The organism is Enterococcus sp. AZ179, assembly GCF_050498885.1.
Lineage (GTDB): Bacteria > Bacillota > Bacilli > Lactobacillales > Enterococcaceae > Enterococcus_D > Enterococcus_D entomosocium.
The window spans coordinates 2,310,655-2,325,472 of the sequence record NZ_JBMHEO010000001.1; the positions used below are offsets into that span (position 1 = coordinate 2,310,655).

The 14,818-nt window shown below is 39.3% G+C and carries 9 protein-coding genes and 1 pseudogene; 7 read left to right on the top strand and 3 right to left on the bottom strand.

The features are described from left to right. Positions 1 to 108 precede the first annotated feature (108 nt). Positions 109 to 1,536 carry an APC family permease gene (locus IGI88_RS10915; RefSeq protein WP_005225272.1) on the bottom strand — a complete coding sequence of 476 codons (1,428 nt, stop codon included), beginning with the start codon at positions 1,534 to 1,536 and terminating at the stop codon, positions 109 to 111. A 559-nt stretch (positions 1,537 to 2,095) separates the two neighbouring features. After that, positions 2,096 to 2,635, bottom strand: a complete 540-nt coding sequence (locus IGI88_RS10920; RefSeq protein WP_086299165.1) for a hypothetical protein — start codon at positions 2,633 to 2,635, stop codon at positions 2,096 to 2,098. Between the two features lie 141 nt (positions 2,636 to 2,776). Here IGI88_RS10920 and IGI88_RS10925 point away from each other — a divergent pair, with 141 nt between their 5' ends. From IGI88_RS10925 to IGI88_RS10940, 4 genes are all read left to right on the top strand, one after another. Further along, complete coding sequence (locus tag IGI88_RS10925) at positions 2,777 to 5,254, top strand: vitamin B12-dependent ribonucleotide reductase (protein WP_086299166.1); 2,478 nt, start codon at positions 2,777 to 2,779, stop codon at positions 5,252 to 5,254. A gap of 87 nt (positions 5,255 to 5,341) precedes the next feature. Next, on the top strand, positions 5,342 to 5,731 hold the full coding sequence (locus IGI88_RS10930; protein ID WP_086299167.1) for a DUF4430 domain-containing protein: 390 nt from the start codon (positions 5,342 to 5,344) through the stop codon (positions 5,729 to 5,731). A gap of 538 nt (positions 5,732 to 6,269) precedes the next feature. Next, positions 6,270 to 6,758 carry an AAA family ATPase gene (locus IGI88_RS10935; protein ID WP_005237399.1) on the top strand — a complete coding sequence of 163 codons (489 nt, stop codon included), beginning with the start codon at positions 6,270 to 6,272 and terminating at the stop codon, positions 6,756 to 6,758. 391 nt (positions 6,759 to 7,149) lie between these two features. Continuing rightward, positions 7,150 to 7,401 carry a type II toxin-antitoxin system Phd/YefM family antitoxin gene (locus IGI88_RS10940; protein ID WP_005237397.1) on the top strand — a complete coding sequence of 84 codons (252 nt, stop codon included), beginning with the start codon at positions 7,150 to 7,152 and terminating at the stop codon, positions 7,399 to 7,401. 348 nt (positions 7,402 to 7,749) lie between these two features. Here IGI88_RS10940 and IGI88_RS10945 read toward each other — a convergent pair. Continuing rightward, positions 7,750 to 7,919, bottom strand: a pseudogene (locus tag IGI88_RS10945) (ISL3 family transposase); the annotation flags it as partial. A 449-nt stretch (positions 7,920 to 8,368) separates the two neighbouring features. On the opposite strand from IGI88_RS10945, the gene IGI88_RS10950 reads away from it, so the two are divergent. The 3 genes from IGI88_RS10950 (at position 8,369) to IGI88_RS10960 (ending at position 14,789) form a co-directional block, all read left to right on the top strand. Then, complete coding sequence (locus IGI88_RS10950; protein WP_429960468.1) at positions 8,369 to 9,211, top strand: replication initiator protein A; 843 nt, start codon at positions 8,369 to 8,371, stop codon at positions 9,209 to 9,211. A 767-nt stretch (positions 9,212 to 9,978) separates the two neighbouring features. Next, complete coding sequence (locus IGI88_RS10955) at positions 9,979 to 13,224, top strand: SpaA isopeptide-forming pilin-related protein (RefSeq protein ID WP_429960846.1); 3,246 nt, start codon at positions 9,979 to 9,981, stop codon at positions 13,222 to 13,224. A gap of 197 nt (positions 13,225 to 13,421) precedes the next feature. Next, a complete protein-coding gene (locus IGI88_RS10960) occupies positions 13,422 to 14,789 on the top strand; it encodes a peptidoglycan DD-metalloendopeptidase family protein (RefSeq protein WP_429960469.1) in 1,368 nt (455 codons plus the stop codon). Positions 14,790 to 14,818: the final 29 nt, after the last annotated feature.

The window sequence follows — 14,818 nt, forward strand, 5'->3', positions numbered from 1 at the left end:
GGCAAGAGGATGGATCAAATACCGCACGCGGCGGAGAAGTTCATTTACAAAGAAAGAGGTGCCCGACAACCGAAATAGTTGTCGGACACCTTTTTTTTGAGCAAATGATTATTTTTTATTTACACGTTTCGCAATGATTGGCAAGATCAAGCCAATCAAAAGAAAGGCGATCGGCGTAATGATATTTAAGGCCAATTGGAAGAACCAAGCTTGCGGATCTGCCGCATAATCAAGCTTAGGAACCATCCCTAAAATGCAGGCAAAGGCCGTGAACAAGAAGCACCATAAGCCAATCCCAAAGCCAACTTTGGTGTTTTTCACGAATTTATAATCGGAAGTAAAGCGATTGGCGTGTTTGTTGACTAGCATAAAGGCTAAGAAGACCCATAAGTAACGCAGTGGCATGACAACTGAATTCAAGTTCAGCAACCAACGGTACAGTTCGGTCATATTGCCGATTCCTAGTGCTGGAATAATGATCAAAATGCTTACCAGGATACCAGTCATAATATATCCATTTACTGGTGTTCCTTTTTTGTTTAGTTTTGCTAAGCCATTTGGTACAAATTCTGAATCAGCATCAGACAGTAATATTTTCAATGGGGCATCAATTGAAAAGGCCAAAGCAGAGATTTGCGCCAACGCATTGGCGATGGAATAAAGAATGACAAAGAAGTTGCCGATTCCGTAGAAGTTTCCAAGTCGTTGAAAGGCTTCATAAGCGCCGTTAACCATCAAATCTTCTGGAATATGGTTGGCATCAAAAAGCATCCCCATAGCAATCGAGCCGAGCAAGGCACATAACGCCACCATACCGGCTAAAAAGATCATGCCTTTTGGAAATTCTTTTGCAGGATTTTTTGTGTTATTTACGTAAGGCGAGATTTTTTCACAGCCGCCTACCGCAAATACCAGCATCGAGATCGTGGTTAAATAGGTAAAGTCAAATTTAGGGATATAGGTTGAAACAGATGACATGTTTGGTGTAGCAATTTCAGCACCAGTCATTGCTGGAGCGGTGACTGCTAAAAGAATAAAAAGAATCGACATCACGAACATGGCTGTTCCCGCGATGTTCCCAATCATTTTTAAGGTCGTCAATCCTTTAGAGGCAATCCATAAAAAGAATAGAAAAATAGCTAAACAAATCAACGAGACTTCCATGGAACCCATCGTCGATACAAATGTACCATTTCCTTTAAATAACCAACTCAAGGATACTAAGATTCCTTGGGGTTTTTGTGCCAAGTAGGGCACGTGAACGACCCAATAAGTCCAAGCAGCAAAAAAAGCCAACCGCTTTGTTGAGGTTTCTTTGATCCATGAGGAGACCCCACCACTTGACTCTTTGAAGGTCGATCCTAACTGACCAACACTTAATGCATAGGGTACAAAATAAAGAGCCATAATTAATAGCCACGAAACAACAACAGTCAATCCTTGTTGAGCGTAATTGTTTACAACATTTCCCAGTCCCCAAACAGAGACGAACGCCATCAGCGCAATATTATACCAGCGTAATTGTTTCTCATTCATCGCTTTCTCCTTCTTAAAATGATTTTTCTGACTGGTTAAAATAGAGCGTTTTTTGAAATTTAGTGAGAAAAAAATTTCTTTCCATAAGCGCTTGATCACTATCAAGTTTCTTATGCACTTTTTCACAAATGTCAAAGGTCAAATTGAATAAAAAAATTTCAGCTGCTCTTTTTTATCCAGTCATTGATTTTCCATAGTTAGGATAAACCTCTGAATTCTTTTGGTCAAGAAAAATTAAATTGTTATTTAAAAAAAATAATAAATTTCTGATGATAGAAAAAGTAAACATCATCATTCATTAATAATCTGAAAGAAATGCTACTACATTCGGTCAAGGGCGTGGATGAAATAGAGAACGTTTCATTTAAATGAATGGACGCATAAAGATGAAAGAAACCCTTTCGAAAGGCTTTTAGCTGTTACTTTTTGGATAGATTTTTAAGCAAAGGAAACAGAAGAGTAGCCATAGTTTTTTTGTTTTTCTAACAATAACTTTACGCTAACATTCTTTCAAAGAAACACGAAAACAAAGTTAGCCGGATTCTTCATTCCATCGAAATCACTGGTTTTTTTTCTTCAATTTATAGGAGTTGGGTGTTATTCGCTCAAATACTGGCCATAAAAGCAAATAAAAGACGAAGTTTCCACTGGCATGAAAGAAATCGAACAGTAGTCCTTGAAGGTAATAGGCAAGAAACGAAGGAAACTGATAAAGCCAAACCTCCATCAACGAAACGATCAAGCCATAAAGAAGTCCGCAAAGAAAGGCAAAGAAAGCTTGCAGGATACGATTTTTCTTGATGATCGGGATTTTTCCAAGCTGTTGAAAAAGAACGATGGTGCCGGTAAGTGCAGCCAATTGACTGATCGTCCAGGGACCCATGCCTAAATAGATATTTGTTCCGAGCAAACTTAGCAAGGCAATCATCAACGCATCGGTTAAGCAGTAAGAAAAAGCCACTAAAAATAAAAGGGCACTCATAGGCTGAACGTTAGGGATAAAGACAAAAACCAACCGTCCAACGATACACGCTGCGGTGAGCAGTGCTAAATGAGAAATTCTTTGAACGGAGAATACCTTGGATTGGGGAGGAAGCATGAAAATCGCCGACTTTCTAATTGATAATCATTCTCATTATACATGGAAAATAATATAATTCAAGATTGGAATACACATCATATAGTACGATAATAAAAACGGAGCACAATATGTTGTGTTTTTAGAAGGAGAGGGAAAGAAATGGACTACAAAAAACAAACGATTGAGAAATTGAACGAGGATATCAAGTTGTTCCAAGAAGTTTCGGCGATCACACCGGAAATGACCAAAACATTTGAGGGAATCGCTCGTTTGATTATGTTGGATCGTTACTCATTCAAGGATCAAACCCATCAAACGTTGGGTAAGGATGATTTGGTGATTTTGACAACGAAAGCTGATCCTAAATATCCTGCACGAGGAATCGGTATTGTGAAAGCAATCGATGGGGAACTAGTCTCTATCGAAGTGGAAGAGGCCTATCGTTCAGCGTTAGAAGATACTGATGAACAAGCCAGTGGACTTGTGAAAAGAAGAAAAAGTGACATTGAAAAACCGTTAGAACTCTTTTTTGAGCAAGTGGCGCATCGTGTTGCCAAAGGGATTTCTGCCAACGAGTCCCATGACCAGGAGCGCTTCCTTGAGACGTTTTACCAACAAATCGTGGCGCAAAACCTAATTCCCGCAGGCAGAGTACTTTATGGAGCAGGAACAAATTCTCAAGTTACCTACTTCAATTGCTTTGTGATGCCTTTCATCCATGATTCCCGAAAAGGGATTGCTGTCCATCGACAAGAAGTCATGGAAATCATGAGTCGTGGTGGTGGGGTTGGAACCAATGGGTCGACCTTGCGACCAAAATCAAGTGTGGTCCACGGCGTCAGCGGTCGGTCTTCTGGGGCAGTTTCTTGGTTGAATGATTTGGCGAACTTGACGAACCTTGTCGAACAAGGAGGTAGTCGTCGCGGAGCGCAGATGATTATGATGGCAGATTGGCATCCAGATATTTTTACGTTTATTCTTTCTAAAGTTCAAAATCCTGCTGTATTGCTTCACCTGAAAAAAACAGTCACGAATGCAGCAATCAAACAACTGATCAATGAAAAACTGCAATTTGATCCTTTGACAAAAATGGAAGAAAGAATGTTCACTTATCTAGCGCAACTGCCTGAATCGTCAGATAAGGAACATAATGACATGATCCAAAAGGCAAAAGAAAAATTGCGAATAGGTGGCAGCTATACGGTAAAAGAAAGTGATTTCTTAACTGGTGCGAATATTTCAGTCTGCTTGACAGGAGAATTCATGGAAGCAGTGAAGACAGATGGGTGGTATGAGCTGCGCTTTCCAGATATTGACAATTATTCAGAAGCAGAGATGGCGCAATATGATGCAAAATGGGCGGAAGTCGGGGATGTGCGAGAATGGGCAGCAGCTGGTCATAAAGTCAAAACCTATCAAAGGATCAAAGCTCGTGAGTTATGGGAGTTGATTACTTTTTGTGCAACGTATTCTGCTGAGCCTGGTATTTTCTTTATCGATAATGCCAACAAGATGACGAATGCTACAGCATACGGACAAAAAGTCGTGGCAACCAATCCGTGCGGTGAACAGCCCCTAACCCCTTATGCCGTCTGTAACTTGGCAGCCATCAATCTCGCAAACATGGCGGATCGCCAGAAAGGCACCGTTGATTTTGCCAAACTAAAAGAAACCGTGAAAACAGCAGTTCGTTTCCAAGACAATGTTATTGACGCAACGCCTTACTTTTTTGACAAAAATGAGCAGCAGGCGAAAGGGGAAAGACGTGTTGGATTAGGGATCATGGGCTTGGCAGATTTATTGATCTACTGTGGGAAAAAATACGGATCGGCAGAAGGGAATCAATTCGTTGATCAAATTTTCGAGGCAATGGCAGTCACTGCCTATGAGGCATCCATTGAATTGGCGAAAGAAAAAGGCAGCTTTCCCTTCCTGATTGGAAAAAATGACCAAGAGACGCAAGCGTTGCGGAAGAAATTTGTCGATACAGGATACATGAAAAAAATGCCAGCGCACATCCACGAAGGCGTGCTGCGATTCGGCATTCGTAACTCTCATCTTTTGACCGTTGCACCAACAGGATCGACAGGCACGATGACGGGAGTTTCAACCGGTTTAGAACCTTACTACTCCTTTTCTTATTTTAGAAGCGGTCGACTAGGTAAGTTTATTGAAATCAATGCGGAGATCGTTGACGAATACCTGATGGATCATCCTGAAAGAACCAAAGCGCAGTTGCCGGCATGGTTCATTTCCGCTATGGAGTTGACGCCCGAAGAACATGTCGGTGTGCAATGCACCATTCAACGTTGGGTGGATAGCTCCATTTCAAAAACGGTCAATGCACCAAAAGGATATACAGTAAGCCAAGTAGCCAAGGTTTATCGAGATCTTTATGAAGGAGGAGCCAAAGGAGGGACCGTCTATGTAGATGGCAGCCGAGATTCACAAGTACTTACCTTAGAAGCGGTAGAAAATGAGCTGACCGCACAAGTTGAACCGCTGCCTGTCGTTCAAGTAGATGAACCCGTCGTCTCTGGTGAAATCTGCCCCATCTGCCATGAAGGAACCATTGAGGAAATCGGCGGCTGTAGTACCTGCACAAACTGTAAAATCCAATTAAAATGCGGGCTCTAAGAAAAAACGGGATTGATAAAATAACTCTTATCCGCATATTGGATAGAAAAACGATTAGTATTTTGACTATTGGAGAGGAAGAAATAGATGAAAAAAGTATTTGTCGTATTTATGCTAGTGAGCACATTACTCGTCGCTACAGGATGTCAACAGGCAAGTGTAACGTCAGAAAGCACGCAGCAAAGTTCCTTGAAGCAAGAACAAGGAACAGCTACGATCGTCATCCAAAATCAAGAAGATGTGACCTCAAAAGAAGTAACGTTCCGAGAAAATGAGTCGCTGCTGGAAGTAATGAAAGAAAACTTTACGATCAAAGAAAAAGATGGCTTTATCACCTCGATCAACGGCATCAGCCAAGATCAAAAAGCCAATCTATTTTGGGTCTATACCGTCAATGACGAAATGACCGATAAAGGGGCACAAGCGTTGATTTTAAAGAACAATGACACTATCACATTTGATTTGAAAACATTCTGATTTGTTTGATTCTAAGGATCTTTATTGGTGCAAAAGAACTTGCACATAAAGATCTTTATCTATACAGATAGACTCTTGCGTTTATTTTGGAGGTAGTTTTGCATTCAAGTTCTATTCAAGAGTCTATTCTTGTTTTTCTATCATAGTTTGGAGTGGTGGCTTATTTTATTTTAAAATTGGAATAATAGAAATAAAGATACCATTACATACATAAGTTTTAGCCATGATGTTTCTTTCGTATTTTGGCTTTCGTTCCTATTTTTTGTAGAAAATAATTTTTTTATAGTAGAGTGGAAATGGACAAAAATTTGATTTATCCGTTAGCTTAAGTGGCTAACGCTTCTATTCTCTAATATATGGTTTTACTTACTATTTTTCTTGCGATTGTTTCCCAATCTGCTTGTTGTTCATAAAAACAATGTTATCATTGTATCATCAGATGTGGGTGGCGAACAGTGGTCTAAAACACGAGCGTTGATTACAAATAAGGTTTTTTCGTTCTCTTTGTTTATTGATCAGAAAAGGTAGGAGGAGAATAATGGTTGAGGTACTTTTGATGTGTGGCGTTAGTGGTGCAGGCAAAACCACTTACTCAAAACAAAAAGAGCAAGAAGGTTATGTAAGATTAGCAATAGATGAATTAATTTGGGAAGACTATGGCGTTTATGGTGTTGATTACCCTTCGGAAAAATATGCAAAAGTTTCGTCATTATCTTCAGTTAAATTGAAAGAGCTTACAGTAAGGGCTGTTCAAGAAGGAAAAAACGTAGTTGTCGATTCTAGTTTTTGGGCTAAAAGTCACCGAGACGCTTATAGAGAACTACTGGCAGCATATGATGTGACGATTAAAGTAATCTATCTAAAAGCTGATTATGATACTTTACGAAAACGATTAGCGATCAGAAATAAAGTCCAGACTGCAAATTCCGCTTTTCCTATTACAGAAGAAATCCTTCAACGGTTTTTTTCAGGATTCGAAGAACCGATAAATGAAGATGAAGTAGTGATTGAGCAAAAGAATAAATGAAGTAGCATCAAAATGTTTTTACTCCTTTTCAATACATTTAGTCTTATTACTGTGCAGGACACAAAGGACAGTCATACTAGAAGCAAAACAGTGATTGGCAATTTCTTTTCTTGTTGCATTCTTCGATTAATAAACGGATCAAAAAGCAAGCCGCTGAAGACAAAATGACTATGGCAGCTGTTAAAGACCAAGAATCAATACAAGAAACCGCCCATTTGGTAAATAGGACGGCAAACAGTAACCAATTTGAGCAATCGAAACCACAAATTACGGCACAAAAAACGATTACTAAAAGACTTGAAGACTTGTAAGAAAAATTAAATATGTTCTTCCTCTTTATTTACGTACGTTATAATATGCTTAAGATTTTTAAATAGAAGGAGGAGAAAACATGGAAGTAATTACACCAACGAATGCAAGAAAAAACCTTTATGGAATCATTAAGCATGTTGTGGCTGACAGTCAACCTGTAGAAATTGCGAGTACAAAAGAGGAAGAAAGCGTCATCATGATTAGTAAGAGCGATTGGAACTCCTTACAAGAAACGCTCAACTTACAAAATGTGGGTGTACTTGATCGGATCAAACACTTTGAGAATGAAGAAAGTGAAGACTTAGGTGAAATTGATTGGGATAGAATGTAAAGATCAAAAAGAATGCTCGCAAAGATTTGTCTAAATTGAAGAGTATCAATCTAACTAGTAAGTTTGATGAACTGATCAAAGTCATTAAGGAAAATCCTTTTCAAACACCGCCGCCTTACGAAAAATTACCAGGATTACCTTACTGTTCAAGACGTCTCAATATCAAACACAGGTTGGTTACAGCGTGGAAGAAGAGAGTAAAACGATCACGATTCTCTCTGTTTGGTCACACTATGAACGTGGGATATAATATGCTAAACTATTTCGACTCTTTGTCAACAAGGACTGATGAGTCGTACAAAATCAAATCTGGGTCAGAATGAATAGCATTCTGGCTCAGATTTTTTGTTAGCTTACTTTGATTAATTGATTGATCAAAATGATTCTAATTCTCATGTTCTCAAATGATTTAAATCTGTAGAATACTCGTTTCGTGATCGGTAAATGAGTCATCGTTTGAGTAAGGGAGAGAATCGTATTGAGATGCCTTCTTCATCGCTCAAAAGTTTTTGAAGTTTTACACAGACCTCTTCGAATAAGAAATCTTCTTATCAAAAAAATCCTTTATTCGTAAGGTGATAATTATAAACAAAAAAATGGAACAGCATAAATGTTTTCGAAATGCTTTCGCACCAACATTTACCTGTTCCGTGGGTTTGGCACCCAATGGGCCGTGAGGGGCTCGAACCCGCGACCCGCTGATTAAGAGTTAAATAATTGATAGTTTTATTTGGTTTGAAAATGCTTTGGATGTGTTGAATTTTATTAAGTATATCAAGGTTTTTAGGCTTGTTTTAATACTAGTTAATACACATAAATATAAAACAGTAAAAGAAGAAACACAGAAATAATCAAGAAAAATGTTGGCAATATGGAGAACGATTCTAACAAAAAGTTTTTTTAAAAAAACATCTTTATATTTAGTTATTAACTAGTATGTAGAAAAAAGGATAGGTGATAAAAGAATTTGGAAAGAAAACTCAATATATCAGTTTATCAGCAGGGAAATTTTTACAGAGTTCCTAAACTATTGATTCAAGGAAAAAAGTACGAAAAATTAACTTCTGATGCAAAATTACTTTACGCAGTCTATCAGGACAGAGCAGAGATTTCAATCCAAAATAAGTGGACAGATTTAAATGGTGATATTTACTTTCTTTTTTCCATAGATGAAGTGTGTTTTTTTATGGGGTGGGGAAGAGATAAAACTATGAAAATTAAAAAAGAGCTAATAGCATTTGATCTTCTATCTGAAAAAAGGCAAGGAAGAAATTTAGTAAATAAAACTTATTTGCATCTAATAGATTTAAATACAGATATACGAAAATTTATTTCTAAATCATTAATAATTAAGGAAATCGATAGAAAAAGTATTGAGAACGAGAAAGTTTGTCAAAGTGAATGTTTGGAGGATTTTGAGAATAACTGCATTCTGAGCTTAGCACAAAACTTTAATTGTGATATTGGTAATATCAAATATTTTCTGAAAAAGTATCAAATTTCTTTAATTCAGAAGTACGATGATTTTAAAAATCTTTTGGAAACTAAGGAAGTCGGAAAAGCAGTCTTCCAAGAAATCTTCGATGAAAATAGGAAGTCGGAAAAACCGATTCCTAGAAATAGGATTAACAGACTCCTTAAAGTCGGGAAAACCGATCCTAATGATACTAATATAAATAAGAAAAATAATATGAGAAAAGATGAAGATAATTTAAAAAGAGAAATTGAAAGACTAATGGATGATAATCCTCTCATTCAGAAGTATGCTCATAGATTGCTATTCGAAAAAAATTATAGTATAGAGGTGTAGTATATAGTTGTTAACTCTTTAGACAATTGCTGGCAATTATTACTTTTCGAACGTGATCATGGCAATGAAAAGATAAGTGCTAATATCAATTTATATGGTGAAACGTTTTTAGAAAGCTTGTTTAGAGAAGTTTTTGAAAAGCAACTAGACTATACTCAGCATAACTGTAGAAATTCTGTATATTTTTTGAGATATTTTGTTGAAGGAATGAAGAGTCGAATTGATAATCTTCTTTTTTAGTTTAAAAGTATATAAGATCTTTCAAGAAAAAGAGTGGATCTGTATGAAGGAAATAAAACATTCAATTGGGAACTAGTCGGTGAAGGGAATACGTATGGTGTAATGATTGTTGATCTTATTGATTGCGATCAAGAACTTATGGAAACCAAACTTTTGTCACTTTTTGTCAAAGGAGTGTGGAAGCAACTTCTGATTAAGAATTGTATCGTGATACCCTACTAGAAAAACAATGATATGGAGTATACCACATTGTATGGAGTAATGTGTATAGGTGGACAAGAAAATGGATGCAGAAAGTAATTGTTAGGGATTGTGTCCAACAATAAAGTCATTGTTCTGATTGAACGGTGAAGTATTAAGTTATCCAGTAGATCTCCATTAAAATAGATTTTAAAGCTACAGGCGAAATTATTTCCGCCTTTTTTTTGATCAATAATAAGAAATGTGGGTGAAGCATGATTCGTGCGCCATGCTCCAAGTTTGATTAGACAAAGTAATCAAACAAACAGGAGGAAATTAAATTGAAGATGAAGAAATTTAAGAAAGTGACGACGTTTCTAGCTTTGTTGTTTACAATGGGGCAACTGTTTGTGTCGCCTGGTCTAGCTGTAGCAGATCACATAGAGTACAACAGGATGACGGCAGTCGCCGAAAACGAAGAGGAAGAGCAAAAGGAAGCACCACCATCGGAGGTAAAGCCGTTCCGTTCCGATGAAGCAATAGATGACATAATAAGAAGTGCCGGTTTACAATCGGAAAATGCACGTGCTAATGATAGTCCAGATGCCAGTGAATTACCAGTCGTAGAGACAATTGGTGATTCACTTTTTATTTTGCCTTCAGGAACTGAAGTTAAGCCACTTGAGGATACAGAAGAAGTCAATGTAACGGGTAACTTTGACGATCGTTACACAATGGATTATATCCTAGAGAATGCAAAAAGCACGTCAGAACAAGAGGAAATGTTAGCAAAATCAGAAGAATATGCTCGGTTAAAACAAAACTTTACTCGTTCTACAGGTTTTACGATTGAAAATGCACGAACGATCGATCATCGTTTATGGAGAAATCTTCCTAATGGGAATAATTTTCTACATGACAGGTTTTATATGTTTCGAATTCGAGAAACAGGTCAGATTGCCTTTTGTATAGAGGAAGGTGTTCCAGCTGGATTGGGCAGTGGTGCGACTCAAGAGAACTTAAATCAGGTTGTTTCTAATGCGGCGTTAAGAGATAGACTTTCCTTGACAGCTTATTTTGGCTGGTACGGGAATTCTGATAAATCAGATACACAATATGTGGCAGTCCAACAAATGTTGTGGGAATTATTTGGTGGAGAAACATTATCTACGACTGTATCTAACTATACAAGTCGCAAGCAATTTGTTGAGTCAGAGATTTCAAAATACAACACTCGGCCAAGCTTCCATAACCACCGGGTAAGGGTAAAAGTTGGAGAAACAGTTACCATTACAGATACAAATGGTGTTTTTGCTAATTATGCAATGGACAACCTGACAAACACCGCAAATGTCACGCTTCGTCAAGAAGGAAATCGTCTCCATATTACCGCAAATGCCAATTCAAATACGAATGGTACAGTATCGATTGCTAGAATTCCGAAAGAATTCGCAAATGCAGCATTAGTCTATCAAGTTAGGAACTTTCAAAGAGTAAGCGTACTACATGTAGAAGACCCGATGTCAGTGAACATTCCCATTGACGTACTAAAAGAAGGACATGCTGAAGTCTTGAAAGTTGACGAAGAAACGGGACTTCCACTTGCGGGTGCTGTTTTCCGTTTTGTAACGTCCGATGGACAAGAAAAAGAACTTACTACCGGTGCAGATGGAAAAGCGCGTTGGGAAAACCTTATGGTGGATACAACGGTAACCATTACAGAAATCAAAGCACCAAATGGTTATATTTTAAATTCAAACCCACAAACATTGACGATTCGGGCCAACGAGACAACCACTGTTCGATTTGATAATAAGGAACAGCTGGCGAATCTGACGGTCATCAAAGAAGATGAAGAAACAGGAAACGCCCCACAAGGTGCCGCAACGCTTTTTGGTGCGAAATATGACTTGACGGATGCAGATGGAAACTTCGTCGCAACATTAACGATGGATAATGTTGACGGGATCTCTCAAGCAGAAATCAAAGGTTTGAAACTAGGCACTTATTTCCTACAAGAAGTAGAAGCGCCTGAAGGGTACAATCTGGATCCAACGAAACACGAAGTTCAACTAACGTACGCTGGTCAAAATGAAACAGTTGCGATTCACAGCCGTACTGTAACAGATCGTGTAATCAAAGGGCATATCGAGGGCTACAAATTCGGTTCTCGTCCATTGATTCCAAACTCTTTAGCAGAGATATTGGAACGAATCTCCGGAACCAATCAAGACATTAAACCACCTTTAGAAGGCGTTGAATTGACCGCAACTGCCCACGCAACAGGACAAGAATATGTGGTTACTACAGGCGAGAACGGCTTCTTCCGTTTTGAAAACCTGCCGTATGATACCTATACGATTTCAGAAACAAAAGGTCCTGATGGCTATCTATTGATTGAGCCATTCGATGTAACTATCTCAGAAGACGGCTATACGCACTTCTTCTTACTGGAAGACTGGATCATTGAGTCTCGTTTGCACATTGTCAAAGTCGATGAAGAAACCGGTAAAAACATTCCTTATGCCGGCGCACAATTCAAAATCTTTGATACCTGGGCAAATGATGGCGAAGGGGCATTCGTATCGATGCAGCGTCCGAATGATACGGAAAGCACTGACGTCTTTGAAACAAACGAAAAAGGTGAGATCGTCACAACAGAAAGCCTTGCATGGGGCGTTGATCGCTATGAATTGCATGAAGTAAAAGCGCCAGAAGGGTATTTTTTACTTGAAGAACCAATCGTCTTCAGTGTGACGCAAGAAGATTCTGACGGGATGATCCGAATTGAAGTGCCGAATCGTTTAGCACGTCAAGACGTCCAATTGATCAAACGCGATCGCTTGAACGAACAACCTTTAGCGAATGTACCATTCAATTTATACCAAATTGAAAAAGATGGGTCTGAAACGCTGGTTGATGAGTTCTTAACGGACGAAGAAGGAATGATTTCACTTGAAGGATTACCTTACGGAGAGTATAAATTCGTCGAAGGGCAACCATTACCAGGGTACCTTGAATTAGAAGAAGACATTGACTTCTCCGTTACTGTCGAAAACGATGGTGAATTGATTGTATTAGAAGTCGTGAACGAACGTGAAGACTTAGAAATTACGACATTGTTTGCGACGGTTGATGGTGAGAAAATCGTGGATCCTACGATCGATAACCGATTGGAAGACAAAGTATGGATCAAAGGGGACGCCATTGAAATTGGGCACACCTATACGATCGTTACTGAATACGTGAATCGCTTAACTGGTGAAGTTGTAAGCCGCGACACAACGCAATGGACAGCTAAAAGCAAAGAAGATGAATTGTCTGTTTTCCTTGATTTACCGGCAAACACCATGAAAGATGCCGACGAAATGACTGCCACTCATGTCCTTTACTATGATGAAGAACAAGAGGAAGAAGTTGGCCGTGAGGTTGATTTAGAGAACATGGATCAAACGGTTCATTTTGTCGCACCAAAACGTGAAGGGGAACTACCGAAAACAGGAAGCACAGCTGGTATGATTCTAACTGTACTAGGTGTGAGCATTGTAAGTATTGTTGGTGGATTCTACTTCTTCCGTAAGAAACAAGCGTAAGCACTTGACTGCAAGGATAAAAGTTCCTTGCAGCTCTTTTTTGAAAATGAAGATTGACTAAAAGTATTCATACTCCACGTCTAATCAGTCAACATTTTCTAGTGTCACCATTTTTTCATACGAGAGTGGAAAAATTGATTACACATTGCCTTTTATCTTCGGTATGATAAGAGAAGAAAAAAAAGGAGGATTTTTTAGTGAAACAATCAAAAAAATGGATCGCACTTGCATTGGTCTGTAGCCAGTTTTTAACAACTATCCCAGCTTCAGCTGCACTTGTTGGTCCAGATGATATAGCAGAATCAACACCAACCGAAGAACAATCACCGGCTACTCCTGAAGACCAGGAGTCACAACCAAGTGAAACACCTGAAGAAACACCAACCGAACCGGTGAATCCACCTGTTGAAGAAGGCCCTGCTGTTCCGGAAGTTCCTGAAGAAACGCCAGAAGAGCCAAAACCTGCGCCGAAACCAGAAGATCCGGCACCGGTTGATCCGCCAAAAGAAGAAATAAAACCAGCACCAACACCGAAGCCGGATCAATCAACGAATCAGGACGCAACGCCGGAGACCGCGCAACCAGCACCCGTTGAAAATCAACGTACGACTTTACCAGAGCTAGCAGAAAGCACGCCAGCTGAAGCCAATCAATCAACGGCCATTGAAATCACTCCTGTCAAGGAAACGTGGGATTTCATTAAAGAAATCGGCGAAGATGCGCGAAAAATCGGTTTAGAAGAAGACCTCTACGGCTCGGTTATGATCGCCCAAGCGATTCTTGAATCTGCCAGCGGTCAAAGTAAGCTTAGCCAAGCCCCTTACCATAACCTTTTTGGGATCAAAGGAACCTATGAAGGAAAGGGCGTCACCTTCAAAACACAAGAAGATGATGGAAAAGGTAATCTGTATACGATCGATGCAACGTTCCGTCAGTATGAAGATTACGAAGCGACCTTCAAAGATTATGCGAAGCTTTTAAAAGAAGGTTTAGCGCATGATCACGAATTTTATAAAGGTACCTGGAAGTCAGAAACGGAATCTTATGAAGACGCAACAGAATTTTTAACCGGCCGATATGCGACGGATACACAATATGGCGAGAAGTTAAACGCTCTAATTGAAGCCTACGCATTGACTAGCTATGACAAAGAAAAAGCTGAATTACCAGAAGGCACTGACGAAATGATCCACCCTGTGGCTAATCCGGTCGTATCTTCTTCCTTTGGCCCACGTGGGGGAGGATTTCATCGAGGCGTTGATTTTGCGGCACCACTAGGCACACCAATTTTCGCCAGCCTTGCAGGAACCGTGATTCGATCCGAATACCATGCGTCATGGGGCAATTACGTTGCTATTGAACACGAGAACGGGCTAACAACACTCTATGCCCACAACAACCAAAACTTAGTGACCGTTGGTCAAACCGTTGAGCAAGGCGAAATCATTGCTTCAATGGGCAGCACCGGAAACAGTACCGGTCCTCACTTGCATTTTGAAGTGAGTTTATCGCCAAGTTTGGCACAGGATCAATTGATCGATCCTATGACTGTCTTACCAAAATAAGCGTTACCCAAAAGAAAGTACTTCGGTGC